This window comes from Polymorphospora rubra (assembly GCF_018324255.1).
GTDB classification, from domain to species: domain Bacteria; phylum Actinomycetota; class Actinomycetes; order Mycobacteriales; family Micromonosporaceae; genus Polymorphospora; species Polymorphospora rubra.
The window spans coordinates 5,069,451-5,084,921 of sequence record NZ_AP023359.1 but is presented as its reverse complement, the minus strand read 5'-3'; the positions used below and the strand labels follow the sequence as shown (position 1 = coordinate 5,084,921).

Here is a 15,471-nt window from a genome sequence, read left to right as displayed (position 1 = left end):
TGGCGCCCCCACCCGGGCGGGTAAGCACCGGCCATGGGCGCAACCGCACAGCCACGCCGCGTCGCCGTCGTCGCGCACGCGAAGAAGACCCTCGACGGCGGCCTAGACGAACTCCGCAGGCTGATCACCGCCGAGGACGTCGACGAACTCCTCTGGTACGAGGTACCCAAGAGCCGCAAGGCGCCGAAGAAGGCCCGCAAGGCGGTGGAGGCCGGCGCCGAACTGGTGTTCGTGTGGGGCGGTGACGGCACCGTGCAACGGTGCGTCGACGCGCTCGCCGGCACCGGCACCACCGTGGCGATCGTGCCCGCCGGCACCGCCAACCTGCTGGCGTCCAATCTGGACATCCCGCGCGACCTGGCCGAGGCGGTCCGGATCGGGTTCCACGGCGACCGCCGCCCGCTGGACGCCGGCCGGGTCAACGGCGAGCACTTCGCCGTGATGGCCGGCGCCGGCTTCGACGCCGCCATGATCGGCGAGGCCGACCGCGACCTGAAGGACCGGGTCGGCCGGCTGGCGTACGTCTGGACCGGCCTGCGCCACATGCGCGACGGCGCGGTCGGCGTGCGGATCCGCACGGACGGCACCGACTGGTTCGACGGCCGGGCGAGTTGTGTGCTGCTCGGCAACGTCAGCACCATCACCGGCGGGATCGAGGCGTTCGACGAGGCGGAGCCGGACGACGGCTGGCTCGAGGTCGGCGTCGCCACCGCCGACGGCGCCGTGCAGTGGGCGCGGACCCTCGGCCGGATGGCGGCCGGCCGCTCCGACCGGTCCCCGTTCGTCCGGATCACCCGGGCGAGGAAGATCGACGTACGGTTCGCCGAGCCGGTGACGTACGAACTGGACGGTGGCGAGCGGGGCACCACCCGCCGGCTCAAGGCGAAGGTCCGGCCGGGCGCGGTGACGGTGTGCGTACCGCGTCCCGAGCCGGCCTGAGCCCCGGCCCGACCGCCGCCGCCCCCGGCGGCCAGGACCCGGGCGGGAGGTGTAGCTGGCCCCACCCCGGTCGGCACCTTTCCGTATACCGCCCCACCCCGCCCGATCCATACCATCGACGCATGACAGCGATCGAGGTACGTAACCTCCAGAAGCGGTACGGCGACCGGGTCGCGGTACGCGACGTGTCGTTCGCCGTCGAGGAGGGCGAGATCTTCGGGATCGTCGGCCCGAACGGCGCCGGCAAGACCACCACGGTCGAGTGCGTCACCGGCCTGCGACGCCCCGACGGCGGGTCCGTCTCGGTGCTCGGCCTCGACCCGGTCCGGGACCACCAACGGCTCAGCGAACTCGTCGGCGCGCAGCTGCAGGAGAGCGCGCTGCCCGACCGGTTGCGGGTCGGCGAGGCGTTGGAACTGTTCGCGTCGTTCTACGCGGCGCCGGCCGACCCGGCCCGGCTGATCGACGAGCTGGGGCTGGCCGACAAGCGGCGGGCCCCGTACGCCAAGTTGTCCGGCGGGCAGAAGCAGCGGCTGTCGATCGCCCTGGCCCTGGTCGGCAACCCGCGCATCGCGGTGCTCGACGAGCTGACCACCGGGCTGGACCCGCAGGCCCGGCAGGACACCTGGCGGCTGGTCGAGCAGGTCCGTGACCGGGGTGTCACCGTGCTGCTGGTCACCCACTTCATGGCCGAGGCCGCACACCTGTGCGACCGGGTGGCGGTGATCCGCGGCGGCGAGGTCGTCGCGCTGGACACCCCGCACGGGCTGACCGGCGGCGTGGAATCCGGCCAGCGCCTCGGCTTCCGCCCGGACCGCGACTTCGACGAGCGGCTGCTCGCCGGCCTGCCCGGAGTGACCTCGGTCCGCCGGCAGGACGGCGAGGTGCTGGTCACCGGCACCGGTGACCTGGTGTCGGTGGTGCTCGTCGAGCTGACCCGGCACGGCGTGGTACCGACCGGCGTCCAGCTGAGCCAGCCCAGCCTCGACGACGCGTACCTCGCCCTCATCGGCGGATCCCCCCGGCAGGAGGAGACGGCATGAACACCCGACTGCTACGCACCGAACTCAGGCTCTTCCTGCGCGAGCCGGCCTCGATCGCCTTCGGGCTGGCGATGGCCCCGCTGATCCTGGTCATCCTGGGCAGCATCCCGACGTTCCGGGAGGTCAACGACGACCTCGGCGGGCTACGGGTGATCGACCTGTACGTGCCGATCATCATGCTGATGGCGATCGGGATGATGGCGGTGAACGCGCTGCCGAGCGAGTTGGTCACCCGCCGGGAACGCGGCGTCCTGCGCCGGCTGTCGACGACCCCGGTGAAGGCGTCGGCGATGCTGTCCGCCCAGATCGTGGTGCACCTGCTGCTGACGGCCTGTTCCGTCCTGGTCATCCTCGCCCTCGGCTGGCTGCTCTTCGACGTACGGATGCCGCAGAACCCGGTCGGCTTCCTGCTGGCGCTGGTGCTGAGCACGCTGGCGCTGTTCTCGATCGGGCTGCTGATCGCCGGCCTGTTCGGCACCAGCCGGGGCGCGCAGGGCGCGGGCACCCTGCTCTTCTTCCCGATGCTGTTCTTCGCCGGGCTGTGGGTGCCGCGCGAGGCGATGCCGGACCTGCTCAACCGGATCGGCGACTTCACCCCGCTGGGCGCCGGCATACAGGCGATGCGCGACACCTCCGACGGGGGCTGGCCGTCGGCGCTGCACCTGGTGGTGCTGCTGGTGTACGTGGTCGGTGTCTCGGCCGCCGCGGTGCGGACGTTCCGCTGGCAGTAGGGCGGGTGCGGGGGCGGGCCGACGGCCCGCCCCCGCGACGCCGTCAGGGTGCCGCCGGCACCGACCGGATCCGGGTACGGCGCCGGAGCAGGCCGTAGCGGGGGGCGAACAGCCAGGTGACGACGAAGACCGCGCTCAGCGTCAGCACGATCAGCCCGCCGGCGGCGAGGTTCAGGTAATACGACAGGTAGAGGCCGCAGACCGCGCAGACCGCGCCGATCCCGGCCGACAGCGGCATCATCACGCCGAGCCGGTCGGTGAGCATCCGGGCCGTCGCCGCCGGAGTGATCAGCAGCGCCAGCACCAGGATGTTGCCCACCGCCTGCAACGAGATGACGATGGCGACCGTCACCATCACGTACAGCGCGGTGTCCAGCCAGAAGACCGGCAGCCCGGACGCCGCCGCCGTCTCCCGGTCCAGGCTGACCGTCACCAACTCCTTGCGCAGTGCCAGGACCGCCGCGATGAGCAGCCCGCCGACCACCGCCACGGTCACCACGTCGGCGTCGGACAGGCCGAGGATCTGTCCGAACAGAAACGACGCCAGGTCGCCGGTGTAGCTGCTCTGCGTACTGACCAGCACGATGCCGAGCCCGAACGCGAAGGCGAAGAACACCCCGATCACCGCGTCCTCCTTCAGCCGCCGGTTCTGGGCCACGACCGCCACGGTCAGCGCGGTCGCCACCCCGGCCACCGCCCCGGCGACCGCCAGGTTGACCTGGAGCACGTAGCCGACGGCCACCCCGGGAAACACCGCGTGGGCGACCGCGTCGCCGATGAAGGCCATGCCGCGCAGCACGACGAAGCTGCCGACGACGGCGCACACGACGCTGGCGAGCACCGCCACGACGAAGGCCCGCTGCATGAAGACGTGCTGCCACGGTTCGGTGAACACCTCGATCACCGCCGTACCCCCAGGGTGTCGAGCAACCGGTCGGACGAGGTGACCCCGAAGGCGCGCAGCCACAGGGCCGGGTCCCGCAGCGCATCCGGCGGGCCCTCGGCGACCACCCGCCGGTTGAGCAGGCAGAGCCGGGTGCAGGACGCGGCCGCCGCCGGCAGGTCGTGGGTGGTGGTCAGCACCGCCACGCCCTCGGCGCACAGCCTGGCCAGCAGCCCGGTCAGCAGTTCCTGGGTGGGCACGTCGACCCCGGTGAACGGCTCGTCGAGCAGCAGCACGCGGGGCCGCAGGGCCAGCGCCCGGGCGACCAGGACCCGCTGGCGCTGACCGCCGGAGAGCTGACCGACCGGGCGGTCCCGCAGGTCGGTGAGCCCGGTCCGGTCCAGCGCCTGCGCGACCGCCGCCCGGTCGACGGGTTTCGGCCGGCGCAGCCAGCCGATGGCGCGGGTCCGGCCGGTCAGCACCGCGCCGGCCACGGTCACCGGGAAGTCCCAGGCGAACTCGTGCCGCTGCGGGACGTACCCGATCAGCGGCCGGACCCGGGCGGCGGGTGAGCCGGCGACCAGCACCCGGCCGCGCTGCGCCGGCACCAGCCCGAGCAGCGCCCGCAGCAGGGTGGTCTTGCCGGCCCCGTTCGGGCCGATCAGGCCGACCAGTTCGCCGGCCTCGACGGTGAGGTCGACGCCGTCGACGGCGAGCCGCTCCCCCAGCCGGACGGTGAGGCCCTCGACCCGCAGCGCCGCGGTCACGACGCCCGCGCCTTCCGCCGCCGGCCGATCAGGACCAGCAGCACGCCCACGCCGAACAGGAGCAGGCCGCCGACGACCGCCGGCAGGATCCACGACTCCCCGGTACGTGGCAGCCGACCGCCGGGTGCGTCGCGGTCACCGCCGTCGGGGACGGCTTGGCCCGGGTCGGTGCCGTCGCCGACCGCGAAGGTGAGGGTACGGGTGTCGGTGACCGCGGTGCCGCCGGTCGTGGTGGCGCTCATCGCCAGCTCGAGGTGGTAGACGCCGGGGGCGCCGAACCCCCAGTTGCCGTGGGCGTGGGTGTTGAGCGGGACGTCCAGTTCCTGCGGCAGCCGGGTGCCGTCGAACAGCACCTGCGGTCTGCCGAACGAGCCGGTCAGGAACAGGGTGAACGCGCCCGGTCCGGTGACGCCCTTCAGGGTCCAGGTCACCGGTCCGCGGATCCCGCCGACGACGGTCTCGTGCTGGGTGTTCCAGCCCGGCCAGACGATGCCGTCCTGCTGCGCCTGCGGCAGCAGCCACACGCTCTCGCCGGGCAGGCCGAGGAAGGCGTGGTCGGCGCCGTCCGGGACGGTGATCTTCGCGGTGTCGCGCACGTGCAGCACCGTGTCGCCCAGTTCGCGCCAGACCGGCGGGCTGACCGTGCCGTCCTTGATCCGGATCCGCCACCGCCCGTCGGTCAGGGTCGGCCCCATGTCGACGTGCCCGTCGTCGATCACCTTGCGCTGGCCGGCGCCGGCCGGGGTGGTCGCGGCCAGCGCCGCGGGTGCCGGTACGGCGGCCGGGACCACCGGTGGTGCGACGGCCCGCGCGGGCGGTACGGCGGCTTCCGGCCGCCCGGCGCCGGGCGGCGGGGCGTCCGGTGGCGGGTCGATCGGCGGCACGGTGACCCGCCAGGTCGCCGTCGCCGGGGCGGCCGGGCGGCCGGACCCCGCCACCGAGGCGGTGAACGTCAGCTCGTGGTCGCCGGGGGTGTCGAAGACCCACACCAGCCCGCCGGTCCGGGTACCGGCCGGCAGCCGGACCCGGTCCGGCAGGCCGTTCCCGCTGCCGATCAGGGGCGTCGGGGTGCCGAAGCCGGACAGCGTGTAGGCGGCGAACCCGCCCGGTCCGGTGACGCCGGTCAGCGCGAGCGTCACCGCGCCGCCGGTCACCCCGGTCGTGTCCAGGACGGGCAGGGCGGGGTCGCCGCCGGCCAGCGCCCACACCGGCCGACCGGCGGCGCCGAGGAACCGGAACTCCGATCGCTGCGGCACCCGGGCGGCGAGACCGCCGTCGGGACCGAGCCGTACGTCGTCCGGCCGGTGCCCGGCCTCGCCCCTTGCCGCCTGCCGGGCGTCCCGCAGGCGCAGCGACACCTCGCCGCCGTCGACCCGCACCGAGACCAGGTCGGCGCCGGCCAGGTCGGGCCGTGGGGCCGGTGGTGCGGCCACGGCCGGCGACGCGCCGCCCAGCAGTACGGCGGCCAGCACGCCGGCCGCCATCCGCAACGGTCTCATCGTTCTCCTCCCAGGCAGCGCAACAGTTCGTCGGCGTTGTGCCGCATCATCGCGACGTACGAGGTGGTGTCGCGGTCGAAGGCGTCGCCGTAGATCAGGCAGACCTGTACGCCCTGATCGGCGGCGACCCGTTTCAGTACGCCGGCCCGCGCGGCGAGCTGCGGTTCGACGAAGACGGCCGGCACCCGCAGGTCGCGGATCGTCTCGGTCAGCTTCGTCACCTGGGCCGCGCTGGGTTCCTGCGCCGGGTTCGGCACCACGAAACCGGCGATCGTGAGCCCGTACGCGTTCGCCAGGTAGCCGAACGCGTCGTGGGTGGTGATCAGGTTGCGCCGGTCGGGCGGCACCCGCGCCAGCCGCGCGCCGACGTACGCGTGCAGTTCGGACAACTCGTCGAGGTAGCGGGACAGGTTGGCGGCGTACCCGGCGGCGCCGGCCGGGTCGACCTTCGCCAGGGTGTCGGCGATGACCTCGGCGTACGCCCTGGCGTTGCGGACGTCCTGCCACAGGTGCGGGTCGATCTCGCCGTGCACGTGCTTGCCGAGCACCGCCTGCGGCAGTTGCCACACCTTCGTTCCGGGTGCGCCGAGGAACGCGAACCGGGTGTCGTCCGGCACCTCCTCGATCGCCCGGTCGGGTACGTCGACGACGACCTGCCCGGCCGGGAGGTCGCCCTGTTCGTCGGTGCGGGCGAACACCTGCCCGGTGTCGAGGTCGACGGCGAGGTCGGTGTGCCCGGCGTCGAGCAGCCGGGTCCGGCCGTCGCGCAGCGTGCCGCGCGGGTCGACGCCGACGGCGAAGGCGAACGTGCCGCTGCCGAGCTGGCGGGGCGGGGTGCCGTCGCCTGCGTCGACCCGCGCGGTCATCGTCACCCGGTACTCCCCCGGTGCGCTGAACGACCAGTTGAGGTGGGTGTGCGCGTCGGGTGGCAGGACGGCGACGTCGGCGTCGGTGAGGCCGTCGGTCGAGTCGTAGTAGACCTTCGGCTGGCCGAGGGCGTCGGTGAGGTAGGCGGCGAAGCGACCCGGCCCCTCGACGGCGGTCACCGACATCCGTACGTCCGCGGTGCGGGTGGGGCCCTTGCCGCGTACGGCGAGGCCCAGCCAGAGCACGTCGAGGTCGAGGTTCTCCACGAGCGGGATCAGGGTGGCGCCGTACGGTTCGGCGCTCTCGGCGAGCGAGACGTTCGGTGCCCCGGCGGGGACGTTGCTGTCGAAGAGCTTGATCAGCGCGTGTTCCTCGAGCAGCAGGTGGTTGGTGAACGCCACGTCGGCGCGGGCCACCTTGGCGGCGTCGGCCGGCGTCGGCTCGTAGGAGTGCGGGTCGCCGCCGGCCGGTACGACGGTGTCCACCGAGATCCGGTCGCCGCCGACGTTGCGGACCAGGTCGGCGATGATCTCGGTGCTCACCGCGACGGTCACCGCGCCGTCGTCGGCGGCGGCGCCGGTGCAGCCGGCGAGGGCCAGGGTCACGGCCAGGGCGGCGCCCGGGCCGGTGCGGGGCCATCTCACGGTCGGTCCTTTCCGGTGGCGGCGGCGGGGATGCGGTCGTCACCGCCCGGGTCGGGATCGGTATCGGGGTCTGCCGGCTGGTCGGCGTCTGCCGCGGCGGCTTCGGCGCGGCCCTGGGCGCGGGCCCGCGCGACCGCCTCGGCCAGCACGGCACGGCGCCGCCGGCGCAGCCGGACCGCCGCGAGGGCCAGCAGCCCGAGCCCGGCGAGCAGCAGCAGGTGCGGCCACGGCCAGGCCCACACCGCGGCCCGGGCCGGCTCGGCGGCCGGCGGCGGATCGAGCACCTGGTCGCCGACCGCGGCCGGCGCCACCCGCGCGGTCGCGGTCAGCCGGACGAGCGGCGGTACGCCGGACAACCGGACCCGGGTCCGCAGTTCGCCGCCGGGCAGGATCTCCGGCAGGGGGTCCGTGGTCGCGGTCCACGTGCCGAGCCCGAGGGGGCCGGTGGCGGTCAGCGACGCGGGCCCGGTGAGCCGGACGTTGCCGGTGTTGCGGACGGTGAACGTGGCGGTCAGGTCGCCGCCGGTGAACGGGTGGGCCGGGCCGTCGTACCCGATCCGCAGGTCCTCGACGGCGAGCACGGGCCGCAGTTGCCCGGTGACCCGCAGGTGGACCCGGGTGCCGACCCGGTGGTCGACGGCGACCCGGTTGCCGTCCGGGCCGGTGCCCTCGGCGGCCAGCGACGCGACGATGCCGCCGGCGTGGTCGCCGGGGGTGGCGTCGGCCGGGACCCGCAGTTCGAACGGGATGTCGACCCGGGAGGTGGCGGGCACGGTCACCGTCCGGGCCGGCAGCGTGATCCAGGAGCCGACGTCGACCGGTGCCCTGTCCGCGGCGAGCAGGTCGAAGCCGCCCTGGGCGGTGGTGAACGCGTCGCTGGCGTAGACGTCGAGGGTCAGCGGGCGGGGGGTGTGGTTGGTGACCGCGACCTGGTCGGTGAGGACCGCGCCCGGGTCGAGCTTGTAGGCGAAACCGGGCCGGCCGTCGGGCCCGTCCGGGCCGGACGGCGCGACTCCCCAGGTGACGGCGCCCGGGTCGGGTGCGGGCGCGGTGGCGCCGGGGGCCGGGGTGGGTACGGGTGCGGCGAGGGAGACGGCGGCCGGCGGGTCCGCCGCGGTGGCGGGCGGTGCCGGTCCGGCCGGTACGGCGGCCAGGAGGGCCGCGGCGAGCGCGGTGGGCAGGCGCATGGGTTCGGTCCGTTCCGGGTGCGGGGTGGCGGGCTCGTGGCCGGATCCGTCGGCGGGGTCGCCCGGCGGATCCCGCCACATCGGACCCGCCGGCGGGGGAGGCCGGCGGGCCCGCCCGCCGGGGTACGGGCGGTCCCCCGTACCCCGGCGGGGCGGCTCAGATGGCGGTGAGGGTGAGCGTCGCGGTGTACGTACCGGCCGGGGTCTCCGTCGGCACGCTCAGCCGCAGGCCGGCGGAGAGTTCGGCGGTGCCCCGTCCGGCGCCGTCCGGGGCGGTGGCCAGCACGCTGCTGGCGGCGAGGCCGGCGCCGGGGTCGACCTGCGGGCCGGCGACCGTGCCCTGACCGCTGCCCTGGCTGACCACCCGGGGCGTCCAGCCGAGGTGGCCGGCGCTGAACGTGGTGCCGTCCGGGCCGGCGAAGTCGGCCGGGATCTGCCCGGAGACGCTCCAGCCGGGGGTGGCCGAGCGGGTGTCGGTCACCTTGACCGGCCGCAGTTCACCCTGGCTCTCCCACCGGTCACCGGCGGCGTTGAGCCGCGCCGACGGCAGCACGACGGACCGGTCGTCGGGGTCGACGCTGACCACCAGGGCGCCCTGCGTCTCGTCGATCGAGGCGGTGATGGTCTGCGCCGCCCCCGGCTGCTGCGGCTGGTCGGCCACCCGCAGCGTGACGGCGGGACTGGTGGCCACCACACCGTGACCGCTGCCGTAGAGCTTGACGACGTACTCGCAGGCGTCCAGTTCGCGGGTGGCGGTGAAGCTGTACGTCTCGCCGGCCTCGCCGGGGATGATGGCGAAGTCGGTGGCGCCGGGGCACCGGCTGAACCAGTGGTAGTGGTCCAGGTCCGACGGCGGTGACTGGACGGCGCGCAGGGTGACGGTGTCGTTCGGCCGGTACGAGTCGGCGAGGCCGCCGATGGTCAAGCCGGTCTCGGCTCCGCCGCCGGGCAGGTCGCCGACGACGAAGGAGTAGTCGACCGCGCCGGTGGTGAGCGCGGTGCCGTCGGCCAGTGTGGCGTCGGCGCGGAACTTCAGGGTGTACGCGCCGAGCGCGGTGAAGGCCCAGCTCGCGTGGGCGTGGGTGCCCACCGGTACGTCGATGGCGTCGGGCAGGCCGTCGGAGCTGCGGAACCTGACCAGCGGGTCGCCGAAGGCGTTGACGCCGAAGAGCGTGACGGCGCCCGGCCCGGCCACGTCGACCAGGCTGAGCCGGACCTGGTTGCCGGCGAAGACGCCGGTGCCGAGTTCGGTGGTGTTCCAGCCCGGCCAGAGCAGGTCGGGGTCCTGGGTCTGCGGCAGCACCCACACGTCGGCGCCGGGTGCGCCGAGGAAGGCGTACCGGGGGTCGTCCGGCACGGTGGTGGCCGCGTCGGGCAGCACCTGGAAGGTGACGTCGGCCGGGTCGCGCTCGACGGACGGCTCGACGGTGCCGTCGTGCACCTTGAGCTGGAGTTGTCCGTCGGCGTAGTGCACGTCGACGGCGTCGACGTGTCCGCTGGACAGCACGACGCTCTCGGCCGCCGCCGCGGGTTGCGCCGCCAGCAGGGTGCCGGCGACGAGTACGCCGCCGGCGATCAGGGACGCGAGGGTACGCGCCCGTCTGGTGTCGGTCATTCCTCCCCTTTCATCACGACCGGTGGTGGCCGCCGCGACGGTCCACCCCGGACGGTCCGTACGCCGCCGTCCGGACCGGCCGGCACGGCGCGCGCTGCCGTGGGTGGCCGGGCCTGGCGGCCGGACCTCCACGGGCGAAGCCACCCTATAATGACAATCGTTTTCAGTTAAGTCGAGGGGGTACCCGCACCCGACGCGCCGTCGGGGGCAGGCAGCTCTCAGCGACGTCGGCTAGCCTCAGGGCTCGCGTGACGAAGCGGCCGGACCGGTAGCCCGGTCAAGGGTGAGGAGCCGAGAGGTGCCCGGACGGCAGGCGCATCGCGGTCGCGGTGCCGGTGGCACCCTCGACCGGTGGCGGGGACTGCCCGCCGCGCTCGTCTTCGTCGCCCTCGTCTGGCTCGTCGACGTCGTCACCCAGACCCACGCCGTCTTCATCGGCTTCCTGGCCCTGGCACCGCTGATCGCGGCCGCCGTCGAGGGCGGCCGGCGGACCGCCGTCGTCTCGGCGGTCGCCATGACGGTCGCGGTGCTCGCCGGGCTGCCCAGCGGCCTGTTCGGCAGCCTCGACCACATGCTCCGGGTGGCGGTGGTGTTCTCCGTCGGGCTCGCCTCGATCTACGTCGCCCGGTCCCGCACCCAGCGGGAACGCCGCCTGCGACAGGTCAGCGAGATCGCCCAGGTGACCCAGCGGGCGGTCCTGCGGGTGCTGCCCGAGCAGGTCGGCGACCTCCGGGTGGCGGCCCACTACCTGTCGGCGTACGAGACGGCCAAGGTCGGCGGCGACCTGTACGAGGTGGTGGTCACCCCGTTCGGCGTACGCGCGATCATCGGCGACGCCTGCGGCAAGGGGCTCCAGGCGGTGCTGACCGCGTCGACCGCGCTCGGCGCGTTCCGGCACGCCGCGTACGTGCACGAGGACCTCGCCGCCGTCGCCGCCGACCTGGACCTCGCCGTGGCCCGCGACCCGGCCGGCGGGGCGGCCCCGGTCGCCTTCGTCACCGCCGCCCTCGTCCAGTTCGGCGACACCGAACTCGAGGTGGTCAACTGCGGGCATCCGGCCCCGGTGCTGCGGTCCGGCACGGTGGACGTCGTCGCGATCGAGCCGCCCGACCGCTATCCGCCGCTCGGCCTGCGCCGGGGCGCGCCACCACCGGTCCCGGTACGGCACGCGTGGCGTCCCGGCGACCGGCTGCTGCTCTACACCGACGGGCTGCTGGAGGCACGCGACCGCGACGGCGGCTTCCTTCCCCTGCCCGAGATCTACGACTGCCTCGGCGAGTCGACCGGGGACGAGTGCGTCGACCGGATCGTCGCCCGCCTGCTGGCCCACACCCGGGGCCGGACCCGCGACGACGCCGCCCTGATGGTCCTGGACCACCTCCCCACCCCGGCCCGTTGATCGGGTGCGGCTTCGGTGCCGGACTCGGCCCGATCTTGCCCGTACGTCGTTAGCGTGAGGCCATGAGCTACGACCAGGAACTGGTCATCGACGCCGACGCCCACCACCTGCTCGCGATGGTCGCCCGCCATCATGGACAGACGATGGAGAAGGCGCTCACGTCGATGATCGAAGCCGAGGCGGAGCGGGTCGAACCCGGCCTGGTCGAGGACATGCGCCGGCCCGGCGCGGCGGTCAACCGGTTCTACGCGGCGATGAGCCGCCGGGTGCCGGTCACCTTCCTCGACTCCGAACGCTGATCCGCCCGACCCACTCGCCACAACCTCGCATACACCCCATATCCATCCGATGACGCACCACGGTGACACCATGCCGCCCTCCCGACCGCGCTCGGCACGGCGGACCCGGGCACGCTGAGCAGGGCCTTCCCGGGGCGGGTGGGTGGCGTTCGCAGGTGGGGGCGGTACCGTGTCTGGCAGTTTTTCGCCGGCACCCACCCCCTTCACCCCCGCCGGCCATGACCCGACGGGAGTCGACGTTGAGTGACCGGGTTCAGAACCACCCCCGCTTCGAGCCGCCGGAAGGGCGCACGCTGACCAAGCCGGAGAAGCGGGCCCTCGCCAAGGAGGCCAAGGCCAGGGCGGTCGCCGCGCAGAAGCGTCGGCAGGCGATCCTCGGCGGGGTCGCCGGGCTGGCCGTCATGGCCGTCATCGTCGGCGCGTTCTTCCTGCTGCGGCCCAGCGGTGACGACACCGACACCGGCACGGCGAGCCTGCCCACTCCCGGCGCCAGCGCGCCCGCGCCCGACTCGCCGGCCGGGGACATGCCGACCGAGGCACCGTTCCCGCCGCTGCCCGACGGCGCCGACCCGGCGCTGGGCACCAAGCCGACGGTGACCGCCGGCACCGACGAACTGACCGAACTGAAGGTCACCCCGATCATCGAGGGCTCCGGCCCGGCCGTGGCGGCCGGGCAGACGATCACCGTCAACTACGTCGGTGTCTTCTACGAGACGGGCGACGAGTTCGACGCCTCCTGGAACAGCTCCCGGCCGTTCTCCTTCCTGCTCGGCTCCGGCGGGGTCATCCCCGGCTGGGACCAGGGCCTGGTCGGCGTCAACATCGGCAGCCGGGTGCAGCTGGACCTGCCGACCGCCCTGGCGTACGGCGAGAACCCGCGCGACGGCGCGCCGGAGGGCCCGTTGCGGTTCGTCGTCGACGTGCTCGGCGCGCAGTAGCAGCCGCGGCGCCGGATCCGGCATGTTCGACCACTGGGTGATGGCCGTCGTCGTCGGCCCGTTCGCCGGCATGGTCGTGGTCCGGCTGCTCGCCGAGCGGCTGCGCCCCGGCGACGCGGCGGTGGTCTTCGCCTGGTCGGCGGTGATGCTGGCCGCGTCCAGCACGGTGAGCCTGTTCGTCTTCGCGTTGAAGGCCGCGGCCGAACTTCCGTCGGTCGCGGCCCGCGGCAACTGGTCGCACGAGCGGGTCCTCCTCGACACCGCGCACGTGCCGTGGGCCTCCTGGCTGTCGCTGGTGCTGCTCGTCGCCGTACTGCTGAGTCTGGGACGGACCCGTCGGTCGCAGCGGCGGGCGGTCCGCGCGGCACGGCGGCAGGCGGCGGCGCTGCCGGACCACGGTCCGGGTGACGTGGTGCTGCTGCCCGACGGCACGGCGGACGCCTTCACGCTGCCCGGTCCGGACGGACGGATCGTGGTGACGACGGGGATGCGCGACGCGTTGACCGACGGGCAGTACGCGGCCCTGATCGCCCACGAGCGGGCGCACCTGACCGGCCGGCACCACCAGTTGGTGATGCTGGCCTGGCTGGCCGCGGCCACCCACCCGCTACTGCGGCCGATGGCCCGGCACGTCGAATACCTGGTGGAGCGGTGGGCCGACGAGCGGGCGGCGGAACAGACCGGCGACCGGCGGGTGGTCGCGCAGGCGCTCGGGGTCGCCGCGCTCGCCACCAACCGGCGCGGCGGCCTGGCGCACGCCGGTGCCCTGCACGTCAGCGTGACGACCCGGCCGGGGGCGGTGCCCCGCCGGATGGCGGCGATGCTGCGGCCGGCGAAGCCGGTGCGGCACAGCTACCTGCTCTACGTGCCGGCGATCGTCGCGGTCGCCTCGGCGGTGTGGGCCGGCGAGGGCGTGTACGACCTGCACGAACTGCTCGGGCTGGCGCGCACACACTGACCGGGCGATCACCTCTGCTAACTTCTACAAGCCTGTAGAAGAAAGCGGGGGCGATGGAGCTACACCGACTGGAGCACTTCATCGCGGTCGCCGAGCGGCGCCGGTTCACCGCCGCGGCCCAACGGCTCCATCTCGCGTCGGTGCAGGCACTGGAACGGGAGCTGGGCACGTCGCTGTTCGAACGCGCCGGCACCCAGCTCTCCGACGCGGGGCGGGCGCTGCTGCCGGAGGCGCACCGGGTCATCGCCGCCGCCCGCGCCGCCCGGCAGGCCGTCAGCGCCGCCCGGACCGGCCGGCGGCAGACGGTCAAGGTCGGCATCCCGCACGGCCTGCTGGCGCCCCGGCTCCTCACGGCGCTGGCCGGCTTCCGCGTCGCACATCCCGGCGTCGACCTGACCTTCGCCGGTGCCGGTGAGCGCGGCTGCGCCGACCAGGCCGAGGGCCTGCGCGCCGGCCGGCTCGACGTGGCGTTCCTCGTACGCGCCGCGGCCGGCACCGGGCTGCGGATGCACGTCGTGGCGACCGAGCCGGTGCTGCTGGCCACCGCCGCCGACCACCCGCTCGGCGCGCGTACGCCGGTCGAGGTGACGCGGCTGCGTGGCGAGGACTTCGTCGACTTCCCGGCCGGCTGGGGCGTACGGGCGGTGGTCGACGAACTGTTCACCGACGCGGGCGTCGAACGCCGGCCGGTGGCCGAACTCGCCGACGCCGCCACCGCGCTGGACCTGGTCCGGCACCGGCTCGGGGTGACGATGGTGCCCCGGTCGTGGGCGGCCCGGGCGCCCGACCTGCGGTACACCGAACCGGGGCCGCGACAGCCGATGGTCGAGATCGTGGTCGCGACACCCGACAGCGCGGTGCCGAACGGCCCGACGGTCGACCTCGTCGCCGCGGTGCTGCGCGCCGCCGAGTCGACTCCCTGACCCCGGCCACGGCACCGGCCGGGGAACAGGGGTGGGTGGCGGACCGGGGCGGGGGCCGGTCCGCCACCCGAGACCGTCAGTTACCGTGCCAGGTCCAGGTCACACCCTGTCCGCTCGATCCCGCGCCGACCAGCGCCGGGGCGGTGAGCGAGCCGGCGAACAGCTGCTGGACGCGGTTCGCCTCGGCGGTGCTCGGTTGCGCGTTGGTGCACGAGACCGGTGCGCTGCTGCCGGACATCAGGTCGGAGCAGAGGCCGGTACGCCGGTCGGGCAGGCCGAGGATGTGGCCCCACTCGTGGGTGGCGATGCGGGTCCGGTCGTAGCCCTGATTGACCGCCTGCCAGCCCATCCAGATCCGTCCGGCGCCGAGCGACGTGGTCTGGGCGCGGGGCCAGCCGGTGTCGACGTAGATGACCACGCTGGCCGGGGTACCGGCCTGGAGGCGGATGTTGCTGACCCGGCTGTTCCAGATCTGGGCGGCCTGGGCGAAGTTGGTGGCGAACACGCCGGCCCGGCTCGCGTCGTAGTAGATGGTGCGTACGGCGGCCGACATCTCGGCCGAGGCGGGTGCGGCGGTGGCGGCCTGGATGCCGGCCACCGGCAGGAGCGCGGTCAGGACCGCGAGTGCGGCCTGCAGTACTCGTCGTCTGAGCATGGCGGGACTCCTCGTTCTCGCGTGGGGGTTCCGGCGCGCACCTTCGATCGATACAGGCCAATATAAACGTGGGCGGTACGGGTCGGCCGCATAGCACCTGACCCATACCGGGGCCACGTAGGCT

General features: G+C 74.4%; 15 protein-coding genes. 8 read left to right on the top strand and 7 right to left on the bottom strand.

Features of this window, described 5'->3' with window-relative positions; genetic code table 11:
• Positions 1-33 precede the first annotated feature (33 nt).
• The 3 genes from Prubr_RS22985 to Prubr_RS22975 all read left to right on the top strand — a co-directional run bounded on the left by Prubr_RS22985 (position 34) and on the right by Prubr_RS22975 (position 2,713).
• Positions 34-939: a diacylglycerol/lipid kinase family protein gene (locus Prubr_RS22985; protein ID WP_212816967.1), complete on the top strand. Its 906-nt coding sequence runs from the start codon at positions 34-36 to the stop codon at positions 937-939.
• A 122-nt stretch (positions 940-1,061) separates the two neighbouring features.
• A complete protein-coding gene (locus tag Prubr_RS22980; protein ID WP_212816966.1) occupies positions 1,062-1,982 on the top strand; it encodes an ABC transporter ATP-binding protein in 921 nt (306 codons plus the stop codon).
• Positions 1,979-2,713: an ABC transporter permease gene (locus Prubr_RS22975; protein ID WP_212816965.1), complete on the top strand. Its 735-nt coding sequence runs from the start codon at positions 1,979-1,981 to the stop codon at positions 2,711-2,713. Before Prubr_RS22980 ends, Prubr_RS22975 begins: the two co-directional genes overlap by 4 nt.
• 43 nt (positions 2,714-2,756) lie before the next feature.
• Here the strand turns inward: Prubr_RS22975 and Prubr_RS22970 are convergent, their stop codons facing one another.
• From Prubr_RS22970 to Prubr_RS22945, 6 genes are all read right to left on the bottom strand, one after another.
• The gene (locus tag Prubr_RS22970) at positions 2,757-3,578 is read right to left on the bottom strand and encodes an anchored repeat-type ABC transporter permease subunit (RefSeq protein WP_212828377.1); all 822 of its coding nucleotides are present in this window, start codon (positions 3,576-3,578) and stop codon (positions 2,757-2,759) included.
• 35 nt (positions 3,579-3,613) lie between these two features.
• Complete coding sequence (locus Prubr_RS22965; RefSeq protein ID WP_212816964.1) at positions 3,614-4,363, bottom strand: anchored repeat-type ABC transporter ATP-binding subunit; 750 nt, start codon at positions 4,361-4,363, stop codon at positions 3,614-3,616.
• Entirely contained in the window at positions 4,360-5,862 is a 1,503-nt protein-coding gene (locus Prubr_RS22960; protein ID WP_212816963.1) for a TIGR03773 family transporter-associated surface protein, read from the bottom strand. The genes Prubr_RS22965 and Prubr_RS22960 overlap by 4 nt, the downstream gene beginning before the upstream one ends.
• Positions 5,859-7,373: an anchored repeat ABC transporter, substrate-binding protein gene (locus Prubr_RS22955; RefSeq protein WP_212816962.1), complete on the bottom strand. Its 1,515-nt coding sequence runs from the start codon at positions 7,371-7,373 to the stop codon at positions 5,859-5,861. Before Prubr_RS22955 ends, Prubr_RS22960 begins: the two co-directional genes overlap by 4 nt.
• Complete coding sequence (locus Prubr_RS22950; RefSeq protein WP_212816961.1) at positions 7,370-8,560, bottom strand: WxL protein peptidoglycan domain-containing protein; 1,191 nt, start codon at positions 8,558-8,560, stop codon at positions 7,370-7,372. The genes Prubr_RS22955 and Prubr_RS22950 overlap by 4 nt, the downstream gene beginning before the upstream one ends.
• Before the next feature lie 157 nt (positions 8,561-8,717).
• Positions 8,718-10,175, bottom strand: a complete 1,458-nt coding sequence (locus Prubr_RS22945) for a choice-of-anchor M domain-containing protein (protein WP_212816960.1) — start codon at positions 10,173-10,175, stop codon at positions 8,718-8,720.
• Positions 10,176-10,473: 298 nt separating this feature from the next.
• On the opposite strand from Prubr_RS22945, the gene Prubr_RS22940 reads away from it, so the two are divergent.
• The 5 genes from Prubr_RS22940 (at position 10,474) to Prubr_RS22920 (ending at position 14,692) form a co-directional block, all read left to right on the top strand.
• Positions 10,474-11,574 carry a PP2C family protein-serine/threonine phosphatase gene (locus tag Prubr_RS22940; RefSeq protein WP_212816959.1) on the top strand — a complete coding sequence of 367 codons (1,101 nt, stop codon included), beginning with the start codon at positions 10,474-10,476 and terminating at the stop codon, positions 11,572-11,574.
• 62 nt (positions 11,575-11,636) lie between these two features.
• The gene (locus Prubr_RS22935; protein WP_212816958.1) at positions 11,637-11,873 is read left to right on the top strand and encodes a hypothetical protein; all 237 of its coding nucleotides are present in this window, start codon (positions 11,637-11,639) and stop codon (positions 11,871-11,873) included.
• Positions 11,874-12,091: 218 nt separating this feature from the next.
• The gene (locus Prubr_RS22930) at positions 12,092-12,811 is read left to right on the top strand and encodes an FKBP-type peptidyl-prolyl cis-trans isomerase (protein WP_212816957.1); all 720 of its coding nucleotides are present in this window, start codon (positions 12,092-12,094) and stop codon (positions 12,809-12,811) included.
• A 22-nt stretch (positions 12,812-12,833) separates the two neighbouring features.
• The gene (locus Prubr_RS22925) at positions 12,834-13,769 is read left to right on the top strand and encodes a M56 family metallopeptidase (protein ID WP_212816956.1); all 936 of its coding nucleotides are present in this window, start codon (positions 12,834-12,836) and stop codon (positions 13,767-13,769) included.
• Positions 13,770-13,822: 53 nt separating this feature from the next.
• Positions 13,823-14,692: a LysR family transcriptional regulator gene (locus tag Prubr_RS22920; protein ID WP_212816955.1), complete on the top strand. Its 870-nt coding sequence runs from the start codon at positions 13,823-13,825 to the stop codon at positions 14,690-14,692.
• A gap of 76 nt (positions 14,693-14,768) precedes the next feature.
• Here Prubr_RS22920 and Prubr_RS22915 read toward each other — a convergent pair whose 3' ends face one another.
• Positions 14,769-15,347, bottom strand: coding sequence for a snapalysin family zinc-dependent metalloprotease (locus Prubr_RS22915; RefSeq protein WP_212816954.1), 579 nt, complete (start codon positions 15,345-15,347; stop codon positions 14,769-14,771).
• Positions 15,348-15,471: the final 124 nt, after the last annotated feature.